The organism is Pseudomonas panipatensis (assembly GCF_900099785.1).
Taxonomy (GTDB): Bacteria; Pseudomonadota; Gammaproteobacteria; order Pseudomonadales; family Pseudomonadaceae; genus Pseudomonas; species Pseudomonas panipatensis.
On sequence record NZ_FNDS01000005.1, the window covers coordinates 138,061 to 161,014 of the forward strand.

Sequence of the window (22,954 nt, forward strand, 5' to 3'; positions counted from 1 at the left end):
GGGGGCATTCCCATGTTCAAGAACGCCATGTCGAGAAACACCCTGCGTGGAAACACCCGGTCCAGCCAGCGGACCGGCAAGCTGCTGAGCGCGGCCTTGCTGCTGGCCATTGCCGTGCAGGCGCATGCCGAAGGCGAGGGCGCCCAACCGGGCGCGGCGCAAGCGGCCAGCGCCACGCCGCCGCTGCCGAGCGTGCTGTTCCGTAATGTGCGGATCTTCGACGGCAAGAGCGCGGCGCTATCGGCGCCCAGCGAAGTGCTGGTGCGCGGCAACCACATCGAGCGCATCAGCAGCACGCCGATCAAGCTGGAAGAGGGAGCGACGCCGCAGGTCATCGATGGCGGTGGCCGGACGTTGATGCCGGGGCTGATCGATGCGCACGCCCACCTGAGTTTCATCAACACGCCGATGCTGCTGATGGCCTCGGCCGACCCCGGCTACCTGCAGATTCGCGCGGCGGTCAACGCCAGGGGCATGTTGATGGATGGCTACACCGCCGTGCGCGATGTCAGCGGCCCCGTCTTCGGCATGAAGCGCGCGATCGACGAAGGGCTGCTGCCGGGGCCGCGTATCTGGCCCTCTGGCACCATGATTTCGCAAACCTCCGGGCACAACGATTTCCGTACCCTGGGCGATTTGCCCAGCACGGCCGGCAGCGGTGTCGGCGCGCCGGTGCGCCATGGCTACAGCGTCGTCGCCGATGGCGCCGATGCGGTGCTGACCGCCGCCCGCGAGCAGCTCATGCAGGGCGCCAGCCAGATCAAGCTGGCCGGTGGCGGTGGCGTGTCCTCCAACTTCGATCCGATCGACGTCACCGAATACACCAAGCCGGAGTTCGAGGCCGCGGTCGCCGCCGCCGACAACTGGGGCACCTATGTGGCCGTGCATGCCTACACGCCGAAGGCGATCCGCACTGCGGTAGAGGCCGGCGTGAAGAGCATCGAGCATGGTCAACTGATCGATGAGCCGACCATGAAGCTGCTCGCCGAGCGCGGCGTCTGGCTGAGCCTGCAGCCGTTCCTCGATGACGAGGACGCGATTCCCACCGCGCCGGGATCGGACAACGAGAGGAAATACCGGCAGGTCGCCGATGGCACCGACAATGCCTACAAGCTGGCGAAGAAGTACCACGTCAAGGTCGCCTTCGGTACCGACATCCAGTTCAACCCCAAGGGCCTGGAGCGGCAGAACTACTACCTGCCGAAACTGGTGCGCTGGTTCAGCCCTGCCGAGGCGCTGAAGATGGCCACTGCCGATAACGCCGAACTGCTGAGTCTGTCCGGCCCGCGCAATCCCTATCCGGGCAAGCTGGGCGTGGTGGAGAACGGTGCCCTGGCCGACCTGCTGCTGGTCGATGGCGATCCCCTCAGCGACATCAAGCTGCTGGAGAATCCGGCGAAGAACCTGCTGGTGATCATGAAGGACGGCACGCTCTACAAGAACCTGCTGGCGCAGTGAAGCGGCCGCCTCCGCGTGTCGGGCAGCGGCCCGTCGCGCGGAGCGACCCGCTGGTCATGGCGGGCGGGAAGGCGGGGATGGATAATGCGCGGTGCGTGTGCCTGTGCTATTCCAGGCCGCCGTTCTCCCCACATCCATCGCTTGCCAGGGCCCTTGCCGGCCTGGCCAGGAAGCCGCATGTTCAGCCCCCTCGTCACCTTCCCCGCGCTCTATTTCGCTACCTTGCTGATGCTCGCCGGGTCCGGCCTCTTCAGTACCTACATGGGCCTGCGGCTGACCCAGGAAGGCGCCGGCGATCTCTGGGTCGGCGGCCTGATGGCGGCTTACTACTTCGGCCTGGTCTGCGGCGGCAAGTTCGGCCACAGGCTGATCGCCAGCTTCGGCCATATCCGCTCCTACGTGGCTTGCGCGGGGATCGCCACGGTCGTCGTGCTGCTGCATGCGCTGATCGACAGCCTGGCGATCTGGATGGCCCTGCGCTTCGTCCTCGGGGCGGTGATGATGAATCAGTACATGGTCATCGAGAGCTGGCTCAATGAGCAGGCCGAGAGCCACCAGCGCGGCAAGGTGTTCGCCGGCTACATGGTCGCGGTGGACCTCGGCCTGGTGCTGGGCCAGGGCCTGTTGGCGCTGAGTCCGGCGTTGGACTACAAGCCGTTGCTGCTGGTGGCGATCTGTTTCGCCTCCTGCCTGATCCCGCTGGCGATGACTCGCCGGGTGCACCCGGCCAAGCTGGTGGCGGCGCCGCTGGAAATCGGTTTCTTCTGGAAGCGCGTCCCGCAGTCGCTGGGCACCATCTTCGTCGCCGGCCTGATGGTCGGCGCCTTCTATGGCCTGGCCCCGGTGTATGCCAGCCGCAATGGCCTGGATACCGCGCAGTCGAGCCTGTTCGTCGGCATCTGCATCGTCGCTGGCTTCTGCGCGCAGTGGCCGCTGGGCTGGCTCTCCGACCGGGTCAACCGCAGTTGGCTGATTCGTGGCAATGCCCTGCTGCTGTGCATCGCCGCAGCACCGATGTGGGGGCTGATCCAGTTGCCCTACTGGGCGCTGCTGGGCAACGGTTTCGTCACCGGCATGCTGCTGTTCACCCTTTACCCGCTGGCGGTGGCCCTGGCCAACGACCACGTCGAGCAGCCGCGCCGCGTGGCGCTGTCGGCCATGCTGTTGACTACCTATGGGGTCGGTGCCTGCATCGGGCCGCTGTTCGCCGGCGCGCTGATGCGCCATTACGGTCCGGGGATGTTCTACATGCTGGTGTCGGCCTACGCGGTGATGCTGATCTTCTGGGTCCAGCCCAAGCGCGTCACCGGGATGCATCGGGTCGACGAAGCGCCGCTGCACCATGTGGCGATGCCGGAAACCGTCAGCCCCATGTCCGCGACCCTCGATCCGCGCGTCGAGGAAGTACCGGAAGACCTGGTGGTGGACGCGCCGCCGAGCATCGGTCGTTCCGATGGCTCGCCCGACCAGGCGAACTGAGCCGGCGCGGGGGCTGGTACGCGGTGGACTGACGCGCCAATGAGAAAGCCCGGCATTGGCCGGGCTTTTCTTGCGCCTTGCGGCGTAGCGCTGACGCTTAGGCTTGTTTCAGGTGGGCGTTGAACACGTAGTCACCACCCGATTCGGCAACCCGCATTTCACTGTGCAGACGGTCGACGGTCTGGCTGCTGCCGTTCTCGGCGACCTGGGCCGGCGCGCTCATCTGCTTGTGCAGGCGGTCGATGGTCTGGTCACTGCCGTTCTCGGCGACCTGTGCCGGCGCGCTCATCTGCTGGTGCAGGCGGTCGATGGTCTGGTCACTACCGCTTTCGGCAATACGGACCTGCTCACTCATCTGTTTGTGCAGACGGTCGATGGTTTCGCCGCTGCCATTCTCGGCGACGCGGGTTTGTTCATTCATCTGCTTGTGCAGGCGTTCGATGCTGTTCTGCGAACCATCCTGGGCGACTTGTACCGGGGCTTGGCCGGCGAAGGCCAGGTTGGCGGCGATCAGGGAGAGGGCGAAGCTGAAGGCGATGCTGCGTTTCATGATGTAGCTCCTGGAAGAGTGGGACTGTTCTGCTGGACACGGAGCTATTTTCTGTTCTGGTTTATCGATTTGAAAACGAAGCCTCTGAATAGTCGATATCGATGCCGATGATGTTGAATTATTACTTTTAAAAACAAATAGTTGATTTGAAAAAATGACTTATATCAATGGCCTCGATGGGCTTCATCGACCTCATCGTTGATATCGAGTTAATAGATTGTTTACAAAAAAGTAGGTAATGCTCGCCCGTGGCACCGCCTGCCAAAGGCAAATAAATGACAATAAAAACAATGGCTTAAACGATGGCGAGGGGTTGCCGGCGTACCGAGGCAGCCGGCGGCGCGGCGGCGCGGCGGCGGGCGATCAGTAGATGGGGATGTACAGGTCGACCTCGGAGGCGGGGTCGTCCGGGCCAAGGAAGCGCGCATCGTAGCGCTCGAAGTCGATGCCGTTCTTCGGCTCCAGGCCGCGTTGTGCGAGCAGGCCGGCGTAGATCGCCTGGAAGCTGTCAGCGATCTGCTCGACCGTGCCACGGTGGCGGAAGACCGCATATTTCTGCGCCGGCACGCGGATTTCCAGCATGCCGGGGGGAATCTCGGCGCTGCTGACCTCGGCGCCGGCGACATAGCGGAATGCGCCCTGCTCGGTGCGCGCGCAGATGCCGTAGAGCACCTCGGCATCCACGCGCCGCGCGATCTCCGCGGCGCGCGGCAGGAAGCGTTGCCAGAGCTGGCGCACGCTGTCGTTGGCGGCGCCGCCGATGTATTCCATGCCGACCACGCTGAAGGCGGGCAGCTCGATGATCCGGTGTTTCATGGCGTCAGGCTCCTGGCTGGATGCACGCATGATAGACGCCAGGCGCGCCGCTGACGGCGCGCGCATTGTCGCTGGCGCCGGAGCGCGCTACTGCGCGTCCTTCTCACCGTCTTCCAGGCGCTGCTGATTGCGTGCGTTGGCCTGGTCGATCTGCTCCTTGAGCTGGGCCATCTGCTGCTGCGCCTGTGCCGCTTGCTTGGCTTGTAGTTCGGCGGTCGCCGCGGTTTCACCGAGGCCGCAGCCGGCGAGCGGGACGATGAGGCAGATCGGCAGGATGCTACGGATGCGCATGTGCGGCTCCAGTGGACAGGGATAGGTCAGCACACCCTAGCCGAATGTGTGGCATGCCGCTGGTTGCAGGCCACAGAACCGTTACCCGCTGCTGCAGGAGGGCGTCCGTCGGGACACGGGCTAGAGCGCTGTTCCGCCGGCGGCGTTGCGATCAGCCGTAGCGCTTCATCGCCTCGATGGCCAGGCCGCTGCCGATGCTGCCGAAGCGGTTGCCGTCGACATGGCGGGCGTTGGGCAGCATGGCCGCCACGCTCTGACGCAGTGCCGGCACACCGCTGGAACCCCCGGTGAAGAACACGGTGTCGACCCGCTCCGCGGCGATGTCGGCGCTGTTCAGCAGTTGCGTGACGCTGTTGCGCACGCGCACCAGCAGCGGCTCGATGGCGTCCTCGAAGAGGCCGCGGGTCAGCTCGGCGCGCAGATCCGGCTCGACCCGCGAGAGGTCGATGTCGCGGCGCTCGGTCTCGCTCAGCTCGATCTTGCTGGCCTCCACCTGCATCGCCAGCCAGTGTCCGGCGCGCTGCTCGATGAGGCGGAACAGGCGGTCGATGCCGGTGGCGTCGACGATGTCGTAGCGCATGTTCTTCAGCGCCAACTGCGACTTCTGCGCGTAGACCGCGTTGATCGTGTGCCAGGTGGCCAGGTTGAGGTGGTAGCTGGTCGGCATCAGCGCGTCGCTCTTCATCCGGCTGCCATAGCCGAACAGCGGCATCACGCCCTGCAGGCTGAGCTGCTTGTCGAAGTCGGTGCCGCCGATGTGCACGCCGCCAGTGGCGAGGATGTCGGCGTGGCGGTCGGCCACCTCGCGGCGCTCCGGGGCCAGGCGTACCAGGGAGAAGTCCGAGGTGCCGCCGCCGATATCGACGATCAGCACCAACTCCTCGCGCTGTACCTCGCGCTCGTAGTCGAAGGCCGCGGCGATCGGTTCGTACTGGAAGGAGACGTCCTTGAAACCGAGTTTCTGCGCCACCGCCACCAGGGTGTTCTGCGCTTCCTGGTCGGCTTTCTCGTCGTCATCGACGAAGTACACCGGGCGGCCCAGGACCACCGACTCGAAGTCGCGCCCGGCGGTGGCCTCGGCGCGCTTCTTCAGCTCGCCGATGAACAGCCCGAGCAGGTCCTTGAACGGCAGCGCGCTGCCCAGCACGGTGGTTTCGCTCTTCAGCAGGCTCGATCCGAGCAGGCTCTTCAGCGAGCGCATCAGGCGCCCTTCGTAGCCTTCCAGGTATTCGTGCAGGGCCAGGCGACCATAGACCGGGCGGCGCTCCTCGACGTTGAAGAAGATCACCGAGGGCAGGGTGATCTTGCCGTCTTCCAGTTCGATCAGCGGTTCCGCCCCGGGACGCCACCAGCCGACGGTGGAGTTGGAGGTGCCGAAGTCGATGCCCAGGGCGCGGGCCGGGGAGGAATGCAGCATGGCGGAGAACATCCGGTGAAAAAACGGCCGCGCAGTTTACGCGAGAGCGAAACGGGGTGCTCGACTATCGCCTTATGCGCCGCTGGACGGTGAGCGCGATAGAGTGCTTGGGGAGGGCTTGTAGTTTTGCTACATTTGCTGTCTTGTAGTTTTGCTACATGAGCCCGCCCCCGTCGAATCGTCTTTCCCATTCCAGATCGCAGTTGGATTCCCGCCATGCACAGAGCCTCCCACCACGAGCTACGCCAGGATTTCCGGGCGTTGCTGAATTCTTCTTCCTGCTATCACAGCGCTTCGGTGTTCGATCCGATGTCCGCGCGCATCGCCGGCGACTTGGGTTTCGAAGTCGGAATTCTGGGTGGTTCTGTAGCTTCGCTACAAGTTCTCGCGGCGCCGGACTTCGCCCTCATCACCCTCAGTGAATTCGTCGAGCAGGCCACCCGCATTGGCCGCGTCGCCCGCTTGCCGGTGATCGCCGACGCCGATCACGGTTATGGCAACGCGCTCAACGTGATGCGAACCGTGGTCGAGCTGGAACGCGCCGGGGTTGCCGCGCTGACCATCGAGGACACCCTGCTGCCGGCGCAGTTCGGCCGCAAGTCCACCGACCTGATCAGCGTCGAGGAGGGTGTCGGCAAGATTCGCGCGGCGCTGGAGGCGCGGGTGGATGAGGATCTGTCGATCATCGCCCGGACCAATGCCGAAGTGATCGACGTGGACGACGTGATCCGCCGCACCCTCGCTTACCAGGCCGCCGGCGCCGATGGCATCTGCATGGTCGGCATCCGCGATTTCGAGCACCTGGAAACCATCGCCCGGCACCTGAGCGTGCCGCTGATGCTGGTCTCCTACGGCAATCCGAAGCTGCGTGACGACCAGCGCCTGGCGCGCCTCGGCGTGCGCATCGTGGTCGATGGACATGCCGCCTACTTCGCCGCGATCAAGGCCACCTACGACTGCCTGCGCGAACAACGCGGCGTGGACGCTTCCGACTTGACCGCCTCGGAGTTGGCGAAGAAGTACACCCTGCCCGAGGAGTACCAGATCTTCGCCAGGGAATACATGGAAGTGAAAGAGTAACAGGCCTCGCGCCGCGGCCATTCAGCCCAGGCGGGGATCGGCCAGGGCGGCGCGTTCGTCGCCGAGCGGACGCGTAAGGCCCTTGGGGCGGGGCCAGGCGTCGGCCGGGCGCTGCTGCGGGCGTCGTTCATCGAGCAGCGGGTCGCGCGGTTCTGCGAGACCCTCGCACGCGTGCCTGCCTTGGCGCGTGACGCAGCGTGGCGATTTCGCCTGGCGTGGCTGGCGTTGTGTCCCTTGGGCGGGGGGGTCGGTCACCTCGGCGCCGTTCAGTTCGCCGAGCGCGGCGAGAAAGCGCTTGTCTCCGGTGAGGCTGTAGAGCAGCAGAAAGCGCTGGGGGGCGACGCGCGGCTGCTCCGCGCGGGCGGGTTGGCAGGTCGCTAGCAGCGCGCAGACGGCGAGCAGGGAGGGGATGACGCGGCGCATGAGTGGCTCCTGAAGAGTAGCGCGCCATTCTTTGCGGCCGCGTGAGACGCGGAAATGAGACTCTTCTGAATCTGTGGCGGGCCGACCCGGGCGGGTCGGCCGCGAGCCGTCAGTGGTTCTGCAGCTTGCCGAGCATGGACTCGATCTGTGCATTGAACGGGTAGAGCAGCAGCTTGCCGTTGCTCTGGCTGATCTGCAGGTAGTGCCAACGGTTCGCCAGATCGCTGGAGAGCGCGGCATCTGCCTTGGCCAGGGCGGCGATCTGCTGCTGGATGCTGGCGTCCAGCGCCTTGATCTTCTGCTCTTCAGCATCGGCGCGGCTGTTGTCGACCTTGCGCAGATTGGCCAGGCGGGCGGTGAGCAGCGCCCGCGTGCGCAGATTGTCGGCCAGCTCGGGAGCGGCCGTCTGCGGATGCGCTTGCAGATAGGCGTCGAAGGTTTCGCTGAGCTTCAGGCTCTGGGCCATTTCGCTTTGCTGGTTGATCTTGTGGGCGCTGAGGTCGGCGAGCAGTTTCTTGCTGCCCTGCTGGTAGTCGCTCCACAGCGCGCGCAAGGCGTCGGCGTCCTGTCGGCCCTGGAGGGAAGCCTCGAAACGCTTGCCGGCGCTACCCATGCGCTCGAGGAAGCGATCGTCGCCGGTGGCGCTGTAGAGCAGTTGGTAGCGGTTGATATCGAGCATGCTCGATTCGCTGGTGACAGGGCTAGTGGCAGGGCTGGCGGCGGCCAGCGCCTGGCCGCCCAGCAGCGCGCACAGGCAGAACGGCAGCCAGTGGCGGAGACGGGTAGAGCGGATTCGCATCGGGGAACATCCATCACGGGAAAGCGCGCTATTGTTCTCGTTGCGCGGCGCTCAGGGAAGGGGCTTTTCAGCGCACTGGCCAGTGTTTCACAAAGATTCCTCGCTCACCGAGCCCTTGCAATCGCCCGCGCTGGCGAGCATATGAGCAGTCTGAAGAGAAAATGATCGGGAGGTTGCCATGGCCAGCGGCTGGGCGAACGACGGTGCCGTACAGGAGCAGATCGACAGCACGATCGAGGACGCCATCGCGCGCGCCCGCAGTCAGCTGCCCAGCGGCGAGAGCCTGAGTCATTGCGAAGAGTGCGACGCGCCCATCCCCGAGGCCCGGCGCAAGGCGGTGCCCGGCGTGCGCCTGTGCGTCAACTGCCAGGCCGCGCACGACAAGGAACAGGCCGCCTACGCCGGCTATAACCGCCGGGGCAGCAAGGACAGTCAGTTGCGCTGATCACTCGGGCTGGCGTTTGCCCGCCTGTTCATAAACCTGGCCGCGCTCTCGCTTGCCGACGGCGACCACCACCACGGTCACGCGCCCTTCCTCGACGCGATAGACCAGGCGGTAACCGGCAGCCTTCAGTTTGATCTTGTAGCAGTCGGGCATGCCGTGCAGGGCGTCCGCTGCGACGCAGGGTGTTTCCAGGCGCTCTTTGAGTTTCTTTTTGAACTGCTCGCGAACGGTGTCGCCGAGCTTGCGCCACTCCTTCAGCGCTGAAGGCAGGAACTCCAGTTCATAGGTCATCGAGGCTGACTTTCACTCCCCGCTCATGGGCGCGCTCGCGAACGATTTCGGCGAGCGCCTGGTCGTCGAGGTGCTCCAGCAGCGCCTCGAAGGTTTCCGCCGGGACCATATAGGCCATGACCTTGTTGTGATTGAGCACGGCCACCGGCGCGCCCTTGGCGTCGGAGATCACGGCGGAGGGATTCTTTTTCAGTTCAGAGACGCTGACAGCGACATTGGCAAGAACGCTTTGCATGGTATTTGGCTCCTTATATTGAGCCAAATTCTGGTCTCTTTTTGTGTGTTGCGCAAATGCCTTCCTGCGCTGGCCGCAACGCCAGCCAGCGCTTGGCCCCGTGGCTTCAGAACAGGAAATAGCGCTGCGCCATCGGCAGCACCTCGGCCGGTTCGCACCAGAGCAATTGGCCGTCGGCGCGCACCTGGTAGTTCTGCGGGTCGACCTCGATATGCGGTAGGTAGGCGTTGTGGATCAGGTCGCCCTTCTGCACGCCGCGGCAGCCTTTCACCACGCCGATGCTCTTCTGCAGGCCGAGCTGCTGCGGCAGGCCGAGGTCGAAGGCCGCCTGGCTGATGAAGGTCAGGCTGGTGGCGTGGCGGCTGCCGGCGTAGCTGGCGAACATCGGCCGGTAGTGCACCGGCTGCGGTGTCGGGATCGACGCGTTGGCGTCGCCCATCAGGCTGGCGGCGATGGCGCCGCCCTTGAGGATCAGGCTCGGCTTGACGCCGAAGAAGGCCGGACGCCAGAGCACCAGGTCGGCGAGCTTGCCGACCTCGATGGAGCCGACTTCGTGACTGACGCCGTGGGTGATCGCCGGGTTGATGGTGTATTTGGCGATGTAGCGTTTGGCGCGGAAGTTGTCGTTGCGCGCGCCGTCGCCGTCCAGGGCGCCGCGTTGGCGCTTCATCTTGTCGGCGGTCTGCCAGGTGCGCGTGATCACTTCGCCGACGCGCCCCATGGCCTGGCTGTCGGAACTGATCATGCTGAAGGCGCCGAGGTCGTGGAGGATGTCTTCGGCGGCGATGGTCTCGCGGCGGATGCGCGATTCGGCGAAGGCCACGTCCTCGGCGATGCTCGGGTCGAGGTGGTGGCAGACCATGAGCATGTCCAGGTGTTCGTCGATGGTGTTGCGGGTGAACGGCCGGGTCGGGTTGGTCGAACTGGGCAGCACGTTGGCGAAGCCGCAGGCCTTGATGATGTCCGGCGCGTGGCCGCCACCGGCGCCTTCGGTGTGGTAGGTGTGGATGGTGCGGCCCTTGAAGGCGGCCAGGGTGGTTTCGACGAAGCCCGACTCGTTGAGGGTGTCGGTGTGGATCGCCACCTGCACGTCGAGGCGGTCGGCCACGCTCAGGCAGTTGTCGATCGCCGCCGGGGTGGTGCCCCAGTCCTCGTGCAGCTTCAGGCCGATGGCGCCGGCGCGCACCTGTTCCTCCAGCGGCAGCGGCAGGCTGGCGTTGCCCTTGCCGGTGAAGCCGAGGTTCATCGGGAAGGCGTCGGCAGCCTGGAGCATGCGCGCCAGGTGCCAGGGCCCGGAGGTGCAGGTGGTGGCGTTGGTGCCGGTGGCCGGGCCGCTGCCGCCGCCGATCATGGTGGTCACCCCGCTCATCAGCGCTTCTTCGATCTGCTGCGGGCAGATGAAGTGGATGTGCGTGTCGATGCCGCCGGCGGTGAGGATCATGCCTTCGCCGGCGATCACTTCGGTGCTGGCGCCGAGGGCGATGCTCACGCCCGGCTGGATATCCGGGTTGCCGGCCTTGCCGATGGCGGCGATGCGTCCGTGCTTGAGGCCGACGTCGGCCTTGACGATGCCCCAGTGATCGAGGATCAGCGCGTTGGTGATCACCGTATCGACCACCTCGGCGGCGCTCAACTGGCCCTGGCCCATGCCATCGCGGATGACCTTGCCGCCGCCGAATTTCACCTCTTCGCCGTAGACGGTGAAGTCTTTCTCCACCTCGATCCACAGCTCGGTGTCGGCCAGGCGTACACGGTCGCCGACGGTGGGGCCGAACATGTCGGCGTAGGCTTGGCGGGAAATTTTCATCGGTACCGATCCTGTCCGTTGGATGGGCTGGCGGCTAAGCGGCGCAACCCACCGAGTTGGTAGAGATGGGTGGCGCCGCGCTCGCGGAGCGCCGCCCGACCCATCCCACGAAACTGTTTAAAGGTCGCCCATGACGCGCCCGGCGAAGCCGAACACCCGGCGCGCGCCGGCCAGCTCCACCAGCTCGACCTCGCGGCTCTGCCCCGGCTCGAAGCGCACCGCGGTGCCGGCCGCGATGTTCAGGCGCATGCCGCGCGCGGCGGGGCGGTCGAATTGCAGGGCGTCGTTGGTCTCGAAGAAGTGGTAGTGCGAGCCGACCTGGATCGGCCGGTCGCCGCTGTTGGCCACCGTCAGGACCAGGGTGCGGCGGCCGCCGTTGAGTTCGATCTCGCCGGGCTGGATGTCGTATTCGCCAGGGATCATGGTGCGCTCCTTGGGTCGAGGATCAGTTGCATGAAGGTCAGGTCGAGCCAGCGGCCGAATTTCTGCCCGACCTGCGGCATCTGTCCGTTGTGGGTGAAGCCGAGGCGCTGGTGCAGGGCGATGGAGGCGGCGTTGCCGCTCTCGATGGCCGCGACCATGACGTGCAGGCCCTGGCCGCGCGCGCGTTCGATCAGCGCGCGCATCAGTTGCGGACCGATGCCCTGGCCGCGCTGGTCGGCGCGTATGTAGACCGAGTGCTCGACGGTTTCGCGGAAGCCGTCGAAGGCGCGCCAGGGGCCGTAGCTGGCGTAGCCGAGCACCTCGTCGCCGGCGACCGCCACCAGCACCGGGAAGCCTTGCTGTTGGCGCGCGGCGAACCAGGCGCGGCGGTTGTCGAGGTCGACCTCGACGTCGTTCCAGATCGCCGTGGTGTTGCGCACGGCGTCGTTGTAGATGTCGCGAATGCCGCCGAGGTCGGCTTCACTGGCGTCGCGGATGATCATTGGCGGTACCTCTGCGGTTGAGCCCTCGGGGGCCGGGTAGCCGTGACTGTAAGGCAGGCGGGGGCGCCGAGGGTCGGAATGCGTGGCGCAAGGGCGGTAGGCATCGGCTGATTCTCAGACGATGGGCTGATGCACGGTGACCAGTTTGGTGCCGTCCGGGAAGGTCGCTTCCACCTGGATCTCCGGGATCATTTCCGGCACGCCTTCCATCACCTGTTCGCGGCTCAGCAGGGTGGTGCCGTAGTGCATCAGCTCGGCCACCGTCTGGCCGTCGCGGGCGCCTTCGAGCAGCGCGGCGGAGATCAGCGCCACCGCTTCCGGGTAGTTCAGCTTCAGGCCACGGGCGAGGCGGCGCTCGGCGACCAGGCCGGCGGTGAAGATCAGCAGCTTGTCCTTCTCGCGGGGGGTGAGGTCCATGTCAGGTACTCCAGATTCTCGGGGGAACGGCCTCGCGGCCGAGCAGCGCGGGACGTAGCCGGCGCCAGAGTTCGATGAGCCAGGCGCGGGCGTGCAGCGCCTCGTGGGCGAGGCAGCGGGCGACTACCAGGCCGGGCAGTTGGGTGAGGTTGCCGCGCCCCTGGCAGGGGAGCGCGCGGCAGGTGTCGAGCAACGCCGCGTCGATCTGCCCGCTGGCGATCAGCGTGGCCATCACCGGGTGGCCGGCCAGGCCGATGGGCGAGTCGAGCAGGCGGTCGCCGCCGTCGATGCGCAGGCGCTCGTGCCACAGGCGGCGGCCGTCGCGGCGGATGTCCAGGGCGGCGCTGAAATGACCCTGGTCGAAGCGCTCGCCGCTGGCCGGACGGCCGAGGGCGAGCAGGTCCCAGTAGAACAGCCGGGCGTCGCCGTCGAGATCGATGCGCGTGGCGAGTTCGGCCTGGGCGCCGGAGAACAGGATGGTTTCCTGGGGCAGCCACTCGAGGGTGGCGCCGCGGGCCACACGCAGGTTCAGCGTCTGCTGCGCGCTACAGGCGGCGCGGTACCACTTGGCCGCGCCGGGGCTGGTGAGTTGCGCCCAGCTGTTCGCCCCGGCGTGGATGTCTAGGGCCAGGGTGTCGCCGCCGGCGATGCCGCCGGGCGGATGCACGACGATGTGCTGGCACACCTGCGGGCCTTCCGCGTACAGGTGCTTCTGTACCCGCAGCGGGCCGAGGTGGCGTCGCTTGACCGGCCGCGTGCCCTCGCCGACGCGGGCATAGGCGAGCTCCAGCTCGGCGTGCCAGGCGGGGTGGAAGGGGGGGACGGGCGCATTCATCGGGCAAGGTTCCTGTGGCTTGCCCTGGAGAGAGCAATTGGCGTGCCTTCTGCGCCAGGATAGTGCGTGGCCCCGCGACGCCTGGGCCGGCGGGCCGGTTGGGCTTGTCCGAGTGGTCAGGTATGGGCGCGATTGCGGTGCGCCTGGATAGCTTGCGCACCATTGCGGGGCGTGGGGCGAATGAGCGTTCGCGGTTATCCACCCTGCGGCTTCAGATCGCCACCAGGCCGCGCACGCCGTCGCTTTCCATGTCCGCGCCACGGCCCTGCTGGACGATTTCGCCACGGGCCATCACCAGGTACTGGTCGGCCAGCTCGGCGGCGAAGTCATAGAACTGCTCGACCAGCAGGATGGCCATGTCGCCGCGTTCGGCGAGCGTGCGGATCACCGCGCCGATCTCCTTGATCACCGACGGCTGGATGCCTTCGGTAGGCTCGTCGAGGATCAGCAGGCGTGGCCGGCTGGCCAGCGCGCGGCCGATCGCCAACTGTTGCTGCTGGCCACCGGAAAGGTCGCCGCCCCGGCGCTGTTTCATCTCCTTGAGCACCGGGAAGAGTGAGTAGATGAACGCCGGAACTTCCTTCGCTTCCCGCGCGCCGAAACGCGAGAGGCCCATCAGCAGGTTCTCCTCCACGCTCAGCCGCGGGAAGATCTCGCGGCCCTGGGGCACGTAGGCGATCCCCGCGCGCACCCGCTGGTGCGGCTTGGCCGCGGTGATCGCCTGGCCTTCCCAGGTGACGCTGCCGTCCTTGGCCGGGATCAGCCCCATCAGGCATTTCAACAGGGTGGTCTTGCCCACGCCGTTGCGCCCGAGCAGGCAGGTGACCTCGCCGATCTTCGCCTCGAACGACAGGCCTCGGAGAATGTGGCTGCCGCCGTAGTACTGGTGGAGTTTGTCGACTTGCAGCATGGGACCTTTCCTTGATGGTTACGGACTCCCGCAGGAGGGGGGAGCGCAGCGATACCCATGCGGCACAAGGCTGTTGGGTATCGCTGCGCTCCACGCCAACCTACGCAAGGCACGTGATTCAGCGCCCGAGATAGACCTCGATCACCTGTTCGTTGGCCTGCACCTCCTCCAGCGAACCCTCGGCCAGCACATGGCCCTGGTGCAGCACGCTGACCCGGTCGGCGATGCTGCCGACGAAGCCCATGTCGTGCTCCACCACCATCAGCGAGTGCGTGCCGGCGAGGGATTTGAATAGCTCGGCGGTGAATTCGGTCTCGGCGTCGGTCATGCCCGCCACCGGCTCGTCGAGCAGCAGCAACTGCGGCTCCTGGACCAGCAGCATGCCGATTTCGAGGAATTGCTTCTGGCCGTGGGAGAGCAGCCCGGCCGGGCGATGGCGTGACTCGCGCAGGCGGATGGTGGCGAGTACCGCTTCGATGCGCTCTTTCTGTTCGCCGGACAGCTTCGCGCGCAGGCTGGCCCACACCGATTTATCGGCTTTCTGCGCCAGTTCGAGGTTCTCGAACACGCTCAGCGCCTCGAACACCGTGGGTTTCTGGAACTTGCGGCCGATGCCGGCCTGGGCGATCTCGACCTCGGACATCTGCGTCAGGTCGAGGGTCTCGCCGAACCAGGCGCGGCCAGTGTCCGGGCGGGTCTTGCCGGTGATCACGTCCATCAGCGTGGTCTTGCCGGCGCCGTTGGGGCCGATGATGCAGCGCAGTTCGCCGACGCCGATGTACAGCGTGAGGTCGCGCAGGGCCTTGAAGCCGTCGAAGCTGACGTTGATGTCCTCCAGGGTGAGGAGGGTGCCGTGGCGCACGTCCAGCGCCGCGCTGGCCTTGTTGCCGATACCGATGGCGTCGCGGTTGCTGGCGCTGGGATCGAAGGCCGGCTCCAGCATCAGGTGGGGGACGGCTCTCATTCTGCTTTCTCCCGTTTGATCGCGCCGAGGATGCCGCGCGGCAGGTACAGGGTGACGACGATGAACAGCGCGCCGAGGAAGAACAGCCAGTACTCCGGGAAGGCCACGGTGAACCAGCTCTTCGCAGCGTTCACCACGCCGGCGCCGAGCAGCGGTCCGAGCAGTGTGCCGCGTCCGCCGAGGGCGACCCAGACGGCCGCCTCGATGGAGTTGGTCGGTGACATTTCGCTGGGGTTGATGATGCCCACCAGCGGCACGAAGAGCGCGCCGGCCAGGCCGCAGATCACCGCCGACAGGGTCCAGACGAAGAGCTTGTAGCCGCGTGGGTCGTAGCCGCAGAACATCAGGCGGTTCTCGGCGTCGCGCAGGGCGGTGAGGACGCGGCCGAACTTGCTCCGCGCCAGCGCCCAGCCCAGCGCCAGGCTGGCCGCGAGGAGCACGACGATGGCGATGAACAGCGCCACCCGGGTGCCCGGCGCGGTGATCGGGAAGCCGAGGATGCTGCGGAAGTTGGTGAAGCCGTTGTTGCCGCCGAAGCCGGTCTCGTTGCGGAAGAACAACAACATGCCGGCGAAGGTCAGCGCCTGGGTCATGATCGAGAAGTACACGCCCTTGATCCGCGAGCGGAAGGCGAAGAAGCCGAACGCCAGGGCCAGCAGGCCCGGCGCCAGCACCACCAGGCACAGCGCCCAGAGGAAGTGCTGGGTGCCGTACCAGTACCAGGGCAGTTCGCTCCAGGAGAGGAAGGTCATGAACGCCGGCAGGCTGTCGCCGGAGGCTTCGCGCATCAGGTACATGCCCATGGCATAGCCGCCGAGGGCGAAGAACAGGCCGTGGCCGAGGGACAGCAGCCCGGCGTAGCCCCAGACCAGGTCCAGGGCCAGCGCGACGATGGCGTAGCAGAGGATCTTGCCGCCGAGGGTCAGGCTGTAGGCCGACAGGTGCAGGGCGCTGTCTTCCGGCAGCAGGTGCAGCAGCGGCATCAGCAGCAGGGCGACGAAGAGCGCGGCGCTGACGCTAGCGGTGAGCTTCGGCCCGGCCTTCTGCGCGGCGCTGACGGTGAGTGGCTGGTTCAATCGATGACCCTCCCTTTCAGAGCGAAGAGCCCCTGCGGACGTTTCTGGATGAACAGGATGATCAGCGCGAGGATGAGGATCTTGCCGAGCACCGCGCCGATCTGCGGTTCGAGGATCTTGTTCGCCACGCCCAGGCCGAAGGCCGCGCAGACGCTGCCGGCGAGCTGGCCGACGCCGCCCAGCACCACCACCAGGAAGGAGTCGATGATGTAGCTCTGGCCGAGGTCCGGGCCGACGTTGCCGACCTGCGACAGGGCCACCCCGCCGAGCCCGGCGATGCCCGAGCCGAGGCCGAAGGCGAGCATGTCCACACGCCCGGTGGGTACCCCGCAGCAGGCGGCCATGTTGCGGTTCTGGGTGACCGCGCGGACGTTCAGGCCGAGGCGGGTCTTGTTCAGCAGCAGCCAGGTCAGCGCCAGCACGCACAGGGCGAAGCCGATGATGACGATGCGGTTCCACGGCAGCACCAGGTTCGGCAGCACCTGGATGCCGCCGGACAGCCAGGCCGGGTTGGCCACTTCGACGTTCTGTGCGCCGAACAGCACGCGCACCAGTTGGATCAGCACCAGGCTGATGCCCCAGGTCGCCAGCAGGGTTTCCAGCGGGCGGCCGTAGAGATGGCGGATCACCGTGCGCTCCAGGGCCATGCCGATGACGGCGGTGACGCCGAAGGCCACCGGCAGCGCCGCCAGCGGATACCACTCGAGGGCGCCGGGGGCGAAACGCTGGAACAGCAACTGCACCACATAGGTGGCGTAGGCGCCGAGCATGAGCATCTCGCCGTGGGCCATGTTGATCACCCCGAGCAGGCCGTAGGTGATGGCCAGGCCGAGGGCGGCAAGGAGCAGGATCGAGCCCAGCGACAGGCCGCTGAAGGCCTGGCCGAGCAGGTCGCCGACGAGCAGGCGGCGTTTCACCTGGGCCAGGCTGGTGGCGGCGGCGGTGCGCACGCCGGCGTCGGCTTCCAGGTTCGGATCGAGCTGGTTCTGCAGGCGGGTCAGCGCCTGCGGATCGCCCGACTCACCGAGCAGACGCACGGCGGACAGGCGCACCTGCGGCGAGGGATCGGCCAGTTGCAGGTTGGCCAGGGCCAGTTGCAGGGCGGCCTTCACGTCGTCGTCGGGTTCCGCTTCGAGGCGATAGGCGAGCAGGGTGCGTTGCGCCGGCTTGGCGCTCTTCTGTAGCTGGCGCGCGGCGTCCAGGCGGGTGGCGGTGCTCTCGGCGACCAACTGGTGGCTGGCCAGCGCGCTATTCACCAGGGCGCGCAGGCGGTTGTTCAGGCGCAGCTTGTCCACCTCGCCGAGCGGCGCGGCGTCGCCCTCGGCGGCGCGGTACTGGCCGTCGCTGGCGGGCAGCAGCGGATGGTTCTGCGCGTCGACGGCGAGCTTGCCGGCCTGCAGGGCTTCGAGCAATGGCAGGCGGCCGGCTTCCGGCGCCGCGGCCCATTGTTCGAGGAGTTTGCCGCGCGCGTCGTTGTCGGCATTGACGAAGTCCTGCGCCGGGCCGGCGATGGCGGGCAGGGCCAGGAGCATGGCCAGGGCCAGGACGCAGTGCTGGAGCAGTCGGGGCAGGGCAGTGGGCATGGCGTGTTTCCTGAGCGACGTGCCGTGGCTGGTCGAAGGCCGCTGTCCCTCTCCGCGAAGGGCGAGGGACAGGCAGAGAGGCGCCGGCGAGTGGCGGCTCAGTTGCTCCGCACCGCGTAATCCGGCTTCTTGTCGTTGCCCGGGATGAACGGGCTCCAGGGTTGCGCACGGATCGGCTCGGGGGTTTTCCAGACCACGTTGAACTGACCGTCATCCTGGATTTCGCCGATCATCACCGGCTTGTGCAGGTGGTGGTTGCTCTTGTCCATGGTCAGGGTGAAGCCCGAGGGCGCCTTGAAGGACTGTCCGGCCATGGCCTCGCGGACCTTGTCGACATCGGTGCTGCCGGCTTTCTCGACGGCCTGCGCCCACATGTGGATGCCGACGTAGGTGGCTTCCATCGGGTCGTTGGTCACCGCGGTGCTGTAGTTCGGCAGGTTCTTCGCCTTGGCATAGGCCTTCCAGGCGGCGACGAACTTCTCGTTCTCCGGGTTCTTCACCGACTCGAAGTAGTTCCAGGCGGCGAGGTTGCCCACCAGCGGCTTGGTGTCGATGCCGCGCAGTTCTTCTTCGCCCACGGAGAAGGCCACCACCGGCACCTCGGTGGCTTCCAGGCCCTGGTTGGCCAGTTCCTTGTAGAAGGGCACGTTGGAGTCGCCGTTGACCGTGGAGATCACCGCGGTCTTGCCAGCGGCGGAGAATTTCTTGATGTCGGCGACGATGGTCTGGTAGTCGCTGTGGCCGAACGGCGTGTAGACCTCCTGGATGTCCTTGTCCTGCACGCCCTTGCTGTGCAGGAAGGCGCGCAGGATCTTGTTGGTGGTGCGCGGGTAGACATAATCGGTGCCGAGCAGGAAGAAGCGCTTGGCGCTGCCGCCGTCCTCGCTCATCAGGTATTCCACCGCCGGGATCGCCTGCTGGTTCGGCGCCGCGCCGGTGTAGAAGACGTTCGGCGACAGCTCCTCGCCCTCGTACTGCACCGGGTAGAACAGCAGGCCGTTGAGTTCCTCGAAGACCGGCAGCACGGATTTGCGCGACACGCTGGTCCAGCAGCCGAAGACCACCGCGACCTTGTCCTGGGTCAGCAGTTGGCGGGCCTTCTCGGCGAACAGCGGCCAGTTGGAGGCGGGGTCGACCACCACCGGTTCGAGTTTCTTGCCGTTGACCCCGCCCTTGGCGTTGATCTCGTCGATGGTCATCAGCGCCATGTCCTTCAGCGAGGTCTCGGAGATGGCCATGGTGCCGGAGAGCGAGTGGAGGATGCCGACCTTGATGGTCTCGGCGGCCTGGGAGCTGAACGGGAACAGGCCGCTGAGCAGCAGTGCGCTGACGGCCAGTGTGCTTTTCAACAGGGGACGACGTTTCATCGCGGCAGCCTCCTTGGCTATCCAGGCGCGAGGAGACTGCTGGGCGGTCAGGTGCGCCGCGGCTCGAACAGCCTCCCGAAGTGGGTGGGGACCCAGGGGTCGGGAGTGCTATCGCAGCATCCGTGCCAAGCCGTGCAAGGACTTGTTCTAGAAGGGCTTCGCGGGAATATCCGGCGCCATGCTCAGGCGTTGTCCTGCGCTCCTTTGGTGCGCGCGACGGGCTTTGCCGCCAGGCGCTCCCAAAAGCGGCGCATCAGGGTGTCGGCAGGAAGTAGCCGCGCACCCCGGTCATGATGATCTGCGCGGCCAGGGCACAGACGAACAGGCCCATCAGCCGGCTGACGATCTGCAGGCCCTGGTCGCCCAGCAGCTTCTCGATCTTGTCGGAGAGGTAGAGGGTCACGCCGAGGGTCAGGCAGGCGAGAAAGATCGCCGCCATGGCGAGCAATTTGTCTTCCCAGGGCTGGCCCACGCCCATCACCAGCAGCGCACCGATGGTGCCGGGACCAACGGTGATGGGGATGGTCAGCGGCACGATGGTGACATCCTGCTGCACGTTGTCCGCCTGCACCGACGAGCGCCCCTGGGCCATGCCCAGGGCGGAGATGAACAGCACGCTGCCGGCGCCGATGCGGAAGGCGTCGGCGGTGATGCCGAAGAGGGTGAAGATGTAGCGGCCGAACAGGTACAGCAACATGCTGGCGATCAGCGCCGCCAGGGCCACGCGCCAGGCCATGTGCTTGCGATCGCGCGGGGCGAAGCCGCGGCTGAGACTGATGAAGCAGGAAAGCACGAAGAAGGGGCTGTAGAGCACCAGCATCTTCAGGTACACGCTGAACAGCACATGCATGGGGCAGAACTCGTCCGACTGAGGTGTCTCACGCGCGGGGGCGTGTCTGGGGGTGAAGCATAGCGGGCGCGGCTGCCGGGGTCATTGTTCGATGGCAAGGGTGGCGCGGGCGCGGGCCAGGTCCGCGCCAAGCGCTCAGGACGGCAGCGGGTCGCTCTGTGGGTGCAGGCGTCGTTCGCGCTCGCCGACCCAGTAGGCCACCAGGTCGCGCAGTTGCGAGAGCTCCACCGGCTTGGCCATGTGCCCGTCCATGCCGACCAGGCGCGCGCGTTCCTTGTGCTCGCTGAGGATGTGCGCGGTGAGCGCCACCACCGGCGTGTGCGGGCGCTTTTCGCTGGCTTCCCAGGCGCGCAGCCGCTCGGTGGCGGAGAAGCCATCGAGGACCGGCATCTCGCAGTCCATCAGCACCAGGTCGTACTGCGTGGCTTTCATCGCCGCCAGCGCTTCCTCGCCATTGCTGGCGGTGTCCGGCTGCAGGTTGAGCTTGCCGAGCATGCCGCGGATGACCTTGGTGGAGATGCTGTTGTCCTCGGCGACCAGCACGCGGAAGTCGCTGGGCGGGGCCAGCGGTGTCGGTTCGACGGCCACCGGCGGGTAGTTGCTGACGCCGCTGGGGCCGCGCTGGGCCAGCTCGTCGGCGAGGGTCGCCTTGAGCGTATAGCCGGCCACCGGCTTGGCCAGGATGCGCTTGATGCCGGCGTTGCGGGCGATGATCTTGCCCGGCGCGTTGCTGATGCCGGTCAGCATGATCAGCAGGATGTCGTGGTTGAGGTTGGGGTCTTCCTGAATCTTGGTCGCCAGTTGCATGCCGGTCATGCCGGGCATGTCCTGGTCGAGCAGGACCACATCGAAGTACTCGCGCAGGTGCGCCTTGGTGCGCAGCAGGGCCAGCGCTTCCTTGCCGGAGGCGACCGCGCTGACGTTCATGCCCCAGGCGCTGCACTGCTGCAGCACCACCTTGCGGCAGGTCTGGTTGTCATCCACCACCAGCAGGCGCGCGCCCTGCAGCGGACCTTCGAGGTCGGCGGTGGGGTGTTCGAGCATCTGCTCGTCCAGCGGCAGGCTGAGCCAGAGCGTGTTGCCGGAATGGCTGCCGCTGTCGTTGCCGCTCTCGATGCCGAGCTGGCCGGACATCAGCTGGATCAGTTGGCGCGCGATGATCAGGCCGAGGCGGCTGCTGATGCGGGTCGCCGAGAGGAAGTCGCGGCTGTGCAGCTCGGCGGTCAGCAGGGCCTGGCGCTCGCCCGCGTCCAGCGGGCGGCCGCTGTCCTGCACGGCGATGCGCAGGCGCGGCTGGTTGGGCAGGCCGTCGAGGGCAACGACGAGCAGGATCTCGCCTTCCTCGGTCTGCTTGAACGCGTTGTCCAGCAGGCTCAGCAGCACCTGGCGCAGGCGCGTCGGGTCGCCGCTGATGACCCGTGGCACCTGTGGTTGGATGAAGCTGATCAGCTCGACTTTCTGCTGCTCGGCACGCACACGGAAGATCGCCAGGCAGTCCTCGATCAGCGCGCCGAGGTCGAACTGCACCTCGTCCAGCTCGACCTGGCCGGACTCCAGCTTGGAGATGTCGAGAATCTCGTTGATCAGCGCCAGCAACTCGTTGCCGGCGCTGTGGATGGTCTGCACGTAGTCGCGTTGCTTGGCCGACAGCGGCGTGCCGAGGAGCAGTTCGGTCATGCCCAGCACGCCGTTCATGGGGGTGCGGATTTCATGGCTGATCTTGGCCAGGAAGTCGCCCTTGGCCTTCAGTTCGGCCATGCTCGCGGCGCGTTTGCGGCTGGCGTCGAACTGCTCCTGCTGCAGTTTGCGCTGGCGTTCGGCGAGGGCCACGCTGAGCAGGAAGCCGACGGCGGCGGTCAGGCCGAGCAGACCGGTGCCGAGCCAGTCGCTGCGCGTCGGCATGTAGCCGAGCAGGGCCGGCAGGCAGAGCAACCAGATGCCGACGAACAGACCCATGGCGAGGGTGAACATGCGCGCCGGGCGATAGCCTTGGCGCATGTGGTAGCCGGCCACCAGGAACATGCCAAGGGTGGTCAGGGTGATCAGTCCGTAGAGCAGCTCGCTGATCGGCGTCGCCAGCAGCGTATGCAGCAGGGCGCCGAGGAGCAGCAGCGCCAGGCTGCCGCCGAACAGCAGGCGGCGCAGCGGCAGTGCCGGGCTCAGGCCCCGGAAGAAACTGCAGGTGTAGCCAAGGGCGCAGAACAGCACGAGCAACTGCGCCAACTGTGCGGTCACTGGCTGCCAGGACTGATGCGTGCCGTACCAGGGGCTGAGCAGGCCGAACAGCGCCAGGCAGGCGATCAGCAAGCCGGCATGCATGCCGGCCAGCCAGAGCCCGGCGCGGGTGCGGTGATAGGCGAAACGCACCAGGTTGTAGGCCAGCAGCATGCCGAGGCAGCCGAGCAGCACGCCGAACTGCAGTTGGCGCTGCTGGCCGCCGGGATACTCCGCGCTTTCCAGGTTGATGCTGGGATGCAGGGTCTGGGTGGAACTCAGGCGCAGGTAAAGGTCGAGCGGCTCCTGGCTGCTGCGCAGGGGCAGGATCAGGTCGCTGTTGAGCAGCGGGCGTTGGCCGGGGAAGAGGTTGCCGGCCTGGCGCTGTTCGAGCAGTTGCGAATCCTGCAGCAGGTAGAGTTGCAAGCTGTCCAGGCTGGGCGCGAAGAGGCGCAACTGGCGCGGCGCGTCGGTGGGCGGCAGACGGTAGTGCAGCCAGGTGGCGCCGGGGCCGGCGGGGGCATGCAGGTCGTCGATTTCGAGGTGGCTGAACAACGGCCGCAGGCGCGCCGAAAGGATGTCCTGCAATTGCAACTGGCCTTCGCCATCGTGCAATTGCGACCAGCCGCCGTCATCTTGCGCAAGCGCCTGGCTCGGGCCGGCGACCAAGGCGGTCAGCAGCAGGCAGACGAGGAGTCCTGTGGCAATCCAGAGCCGACGC

Annotated in this window: 24 protein-coding genes; 4 read left to right on the forward strand and 20 right to left on the reverse strand. The window is 66.6% G+C overall.

The genetic code is table 11. The annotated features are described in order from the left end of the window. The first annotated feature begins 12 nt into the window (after nt 1-12). Both BLQ74_RS13170 and BLQ74_RS13175 read left to right on the forward strand, forming a co-directional pair. Nucleotides 13-1,458, forward strand: a complete 1,446-nt coding sequence (locus tag BLQ74_RS13170) for a metal-dependent hydrolase family protein (RefSeq protein WP_244507189.1) — start codon at nt 13-15, stop codon at nt 1,456-1,458. Nucleotides 1,459-1,635: 177 nt separating this feature from the next. Next, entirely contained in the window at nt 1,636-2,937 is a 1,302-nt protein-coding gene (locus BLQ74_RS13175) for an MFS transporter (RefSeq protein WP_090263034.1), read from the forward strand. A 97-nt stretch (nt 2,938-3,034) separates the two neighbouring features. Here BLQ74_RS13175 and BLQ74_RS13180 read toward each other — a convergent pair whose 3' ends face one another. The 4 genes from BLQ74_RS13180 to BLQ74_RS13195 all read right to left on the reverse strand — a co-directional run bounded on the left by BLQ74_RS13180 (nt 3,035) and on the right by BLQ74_RS13195 (nt 6,011). After that, nucleotides 3,035-3,487 carry a phage infection protein gene (locus BLQ74_RS13180; RefSeq protein WP_090263036.1) on the reverse strand — a complete coding sequence of 151 codons (453 nt, stop codon included), beginning with the start codon at nt 3,485-3,487 and terminating at the stop codon, nt 3,035-3,037. Between the two features lie 363 nt (nt 3,488-3,850). Continuing rightward, on the reverse strand, nt 3,851-4,303 hold the full coding sequence (locus BLQ74_RS13185) for a GyrI-like domain-containing protein (RefSeq protein WP_090263037.1): 453 nt from the start codon (nt 4,301-4,303) through the stop codon (nt 3,851-3,853). Between the two features lie 87 nt (nt 4,304-4,390). Continuing rightward, nucleotides 4,391-4,594, reverse strand: coding sequence for a hypothetical protein (locus tag BLQ74_RS13190; RefSeq protein WP_090263038.1), 204 nt, complete (start codon nt 4,592-4,594; stop codon nt 4,391-4,393). A gap of 151 nt (nt 4,595-4,745) precedes the next feature. After that, nucleotides 4,746-6,011 (reverse strand): Hsp70 family protein, encoded by a 1,266-nt coding sequence (locus BLQ74_RS13195; protein WP_090263039.1) that lies wholly within the window; start codon nt 6,009-6,011, stop codon nt 4,746-4,748. Between the two features lie 216 nt (nt 6,012-6,227). Between BLQ74_RS13195 and BLQ74_RS13200 the strand changes: the two genes are divergently transcribed. Further along, nucleotides 6,228-7,091 carry an isocitrate lyase/PEP mutase family protein gene (locus tag BLQ74_RS13200; protein WP_090263040.1) on the forward strand — a complete coding sequence of 288 codons (864 nt, stop codon included), beginning with the start codon at nt 6,228-6,230 and terminating at the stop codon, nt 7,089-7,091. 21 nt (nt 7,092-7,112) lie between these two features. Here BLQ74_RS13200 and BLQ74_RS13205 read toward each other — a convergent pair whose 3' ends face one another. Further along, complete coding sequence (locus tag BLQ74_RS13205) at nt 7,113-7,514, reverse strand: hypothetical protein (RefSeq protein WP_090263042.1); 402 nt, start codon at nt 7,512-7,514, stop codon at nt 7,113-7,115. 109 nt (nt 7,515-7,623) lie between these two features. Next, nucleotides 7,624-8,313 carry a hypothetical protein gene (locus BLQ74_RS13210; protein ID WP_090263043.1) on the reverse strand — a complete coding sequence of 230 codons (690 nt, stop codon included), beginning with the start codon at nt 8,311-8,313 and terminating at the stop codon, nt 7,624-7,626. A gap of 178 nt (nt 8,314-8,491) precedes the next feature. Between BLQ74_RS13210 and BLQ74_RS13215 the strand changes: the two genes are divergently transcribed. Next, complete coding sequence (locus BLQ74_RS13215) at nt 8,492-8,758, forward strand: DksA/TraR family C4-type zinc finger protein (RefSeq protein WP_090263044.1); 267 nt, start codon at nt 8,492-8,494, stop codon at nt 8,756-8,758. On the opposite strand, the gene BLQ74_RS13220 is transcribed toward BLQ74_RS13215, so the two are convergent. From BLQ74_RS13220 to BLQ74_RS13285, 14 genes are all read right to left on the reverse strand, one after another. Next, nucleotides 8,759-9,049, reverse strand: coding sequence for a type II toxin-antitoxin system RelE family toxin (locus BLQ74_RS13220; RefSeq protein ID WP_090263045.1), 291 nt, complete (start codon nt 9,047-9,049; stop codon nt 8,759-8,761). It abuts the gene before it with no gap. Beyond that, nucleotides 9,039-9,284 (reverse strand): type II toxin-antitoxin system Phd/YefM family antitoxin, encoded by a 246-nt coding sequence (locus BLQ74_RS13225; protein ID WP_090263046.1) that lies wholly within the window; start codon nt 9,282-9,284, stop codon nt 9,039-9,041. Before BLQ74_RS13225 ends, BLQ74_RS13220 begins: the two co-directional genes overlap by 11 nt. 106 nt (nt 9,285-9,390) lie before the next feature. Further along, nucleotides 9,391-11,091 (reverse strand): urease subunit alpha, encoded by a 1,701-nt coding sequence (ureC, locus tag BLQ74_RS13230; RefSeq protein WP_090263047.1) that lies wholly within the window; start codon nt 11,089-11,091, stop codon nt 9,391-9,393. A 117-nt stretch (nt 11,092-11,208) separates the two neighbouring features. After that, nucleotides 11,209-11,514 (reverse strand): urease subunit beta, encoded by a 306-nt coding sequence (locus BLQ74_RS13235; RefSeq protein ID WP_090263048.1) that lies wholly within the window; start codon nt 11,512-11,514, stop codon nt 11,209-11,211. Continuing rightward, nucleotides 11,511-12,017 (reverse strand): GNAT family N-acetyltransferase, encoded by a 507-nt coding sequence (locus BLQ74_RS13240; RefSeq protein ID WP_090263050.1) that lies wholly within the window; start codon nt 12,015-12,017, stop codon nt 11,511-11,513. The genes BLQ74_RS13235 and BLQ74_RS13240 overlap by 4 nt, the downstream gene beginning before the upstream one ends. Nucleotides 12,018-12,131: 114 nt before the next feature. Further along, nucleotides 12,132-12,434: an urease subunit gamma gene (locus tag BLQ74_RS13245; protein WP_090263051.1), complete on the reverse strand. Its 303-nt coding sequence runs from the start codon at nt 12,432-12,434 to the stop codon at nt 12,132-12,134. A gap of 1 nt (nt 12,435) precedes the next feature. Next, entirely contained in the window at nt 12,436-13,269 is an 834-nt protein-coding gene (locus tag BLQ74_RS13250) for an urease accessory protein UreD (RefSeq protein WP_090263053.1), read from the reverse strand. Between the two features lie 211 nt (nt 13,270-13,480). Beyond that, entirely contained in the window at nt 13,481-14,179 is a 699-nt protein-coding gene (gene urtE, locus BLQ74_RS13255) for an urea ABC transporter ATP-binding subunit UrtE (RefSeq protein WP_090263054.1), read from the reverse strand. Nucleotides 14,180-14,297: 118 nt separating this feature from the next. Further along, nucleotides 14,298-15,143, reverse strand: a complete 846-nt coding sequence (gene urtD / locus BLQ74_RS13260) for an urea ABC transporter ATP-binding protein UrtD (protein WP_090263055.1) — start codon at nt 15,141-15,143, stop codon at nt 14,298-14,300. Next, nucleotides 15,140-16,219: an urea ABC transporter permease subunit UrtC gene (gene urtC, locus BLQ74_RS13265; RefSeq protein ID WP_090263056.1), complete on the reverse strand. Its 1,080-nt coding sequence runs from the start codon at nt 16,217-16,219 to the stop codon at nt 15,140-15,142. The genes urtD and urtC overlap by 4 nt, the downstream gene beginning before the upstream one ends. Further along, nucleotides 16,216-17,802 carry an urea ABC transporter permease subunit UrtB gene (gene urtB / locus BLQ74_RS13270; RefSeq protein WP_090263057.1) on the reverse strand — a complete coding sequence of 529 codons (1,587 nt, stop codon included), beginning with the start codon at nt 17,800-17,802 and terminating at the stop codon, nt 16,216-16,218. Before urtB ends, urtC begins: the two co-directional genes overlap by 4 nt. Nucleotides 17,803-17,900: 98 nt before the next feature. Further along, nucleotides 17,901-19,169 (reverse strand): urea ABC transporter substrate-binding protein, encoded by a 1,269-nt coding sequence (gene urtA, locus BLQ74_RS13275; RefSeq protein WP_090263058.1) that lies wholly within the window; start codon nt 19,167-19,169, stop codon nt 17,901-17,903. Between the two features lie 253 nt (nt 19,170-19,422). Further along, on the reverse strand, nt 19,423-20,019 hold the full coding sequence (locus BLQ74_RS13280; protein ID WP_090263059.1) for a MarC family protein: 597 nt from the start codon (nt 20,017-20,019) through the stop codon (nt 19,423-19,425). A 135-nt stretch (nt 20,020-20,154) separates the two neighbouring features. Continuing rightward, a complete protein-coding gene (locus BLQ74_RS13285) occupies nt 20,155-22,917 on the reverse strand; it encodes a hybrid sensor histidine kinase/response regulator (RefSeq protein ID WP_425287494.1) in 2,763 nt (920 codons plus the stop codon). Nucleotides 22,918-22,954 lie beyond the last annotated feature (37 nt).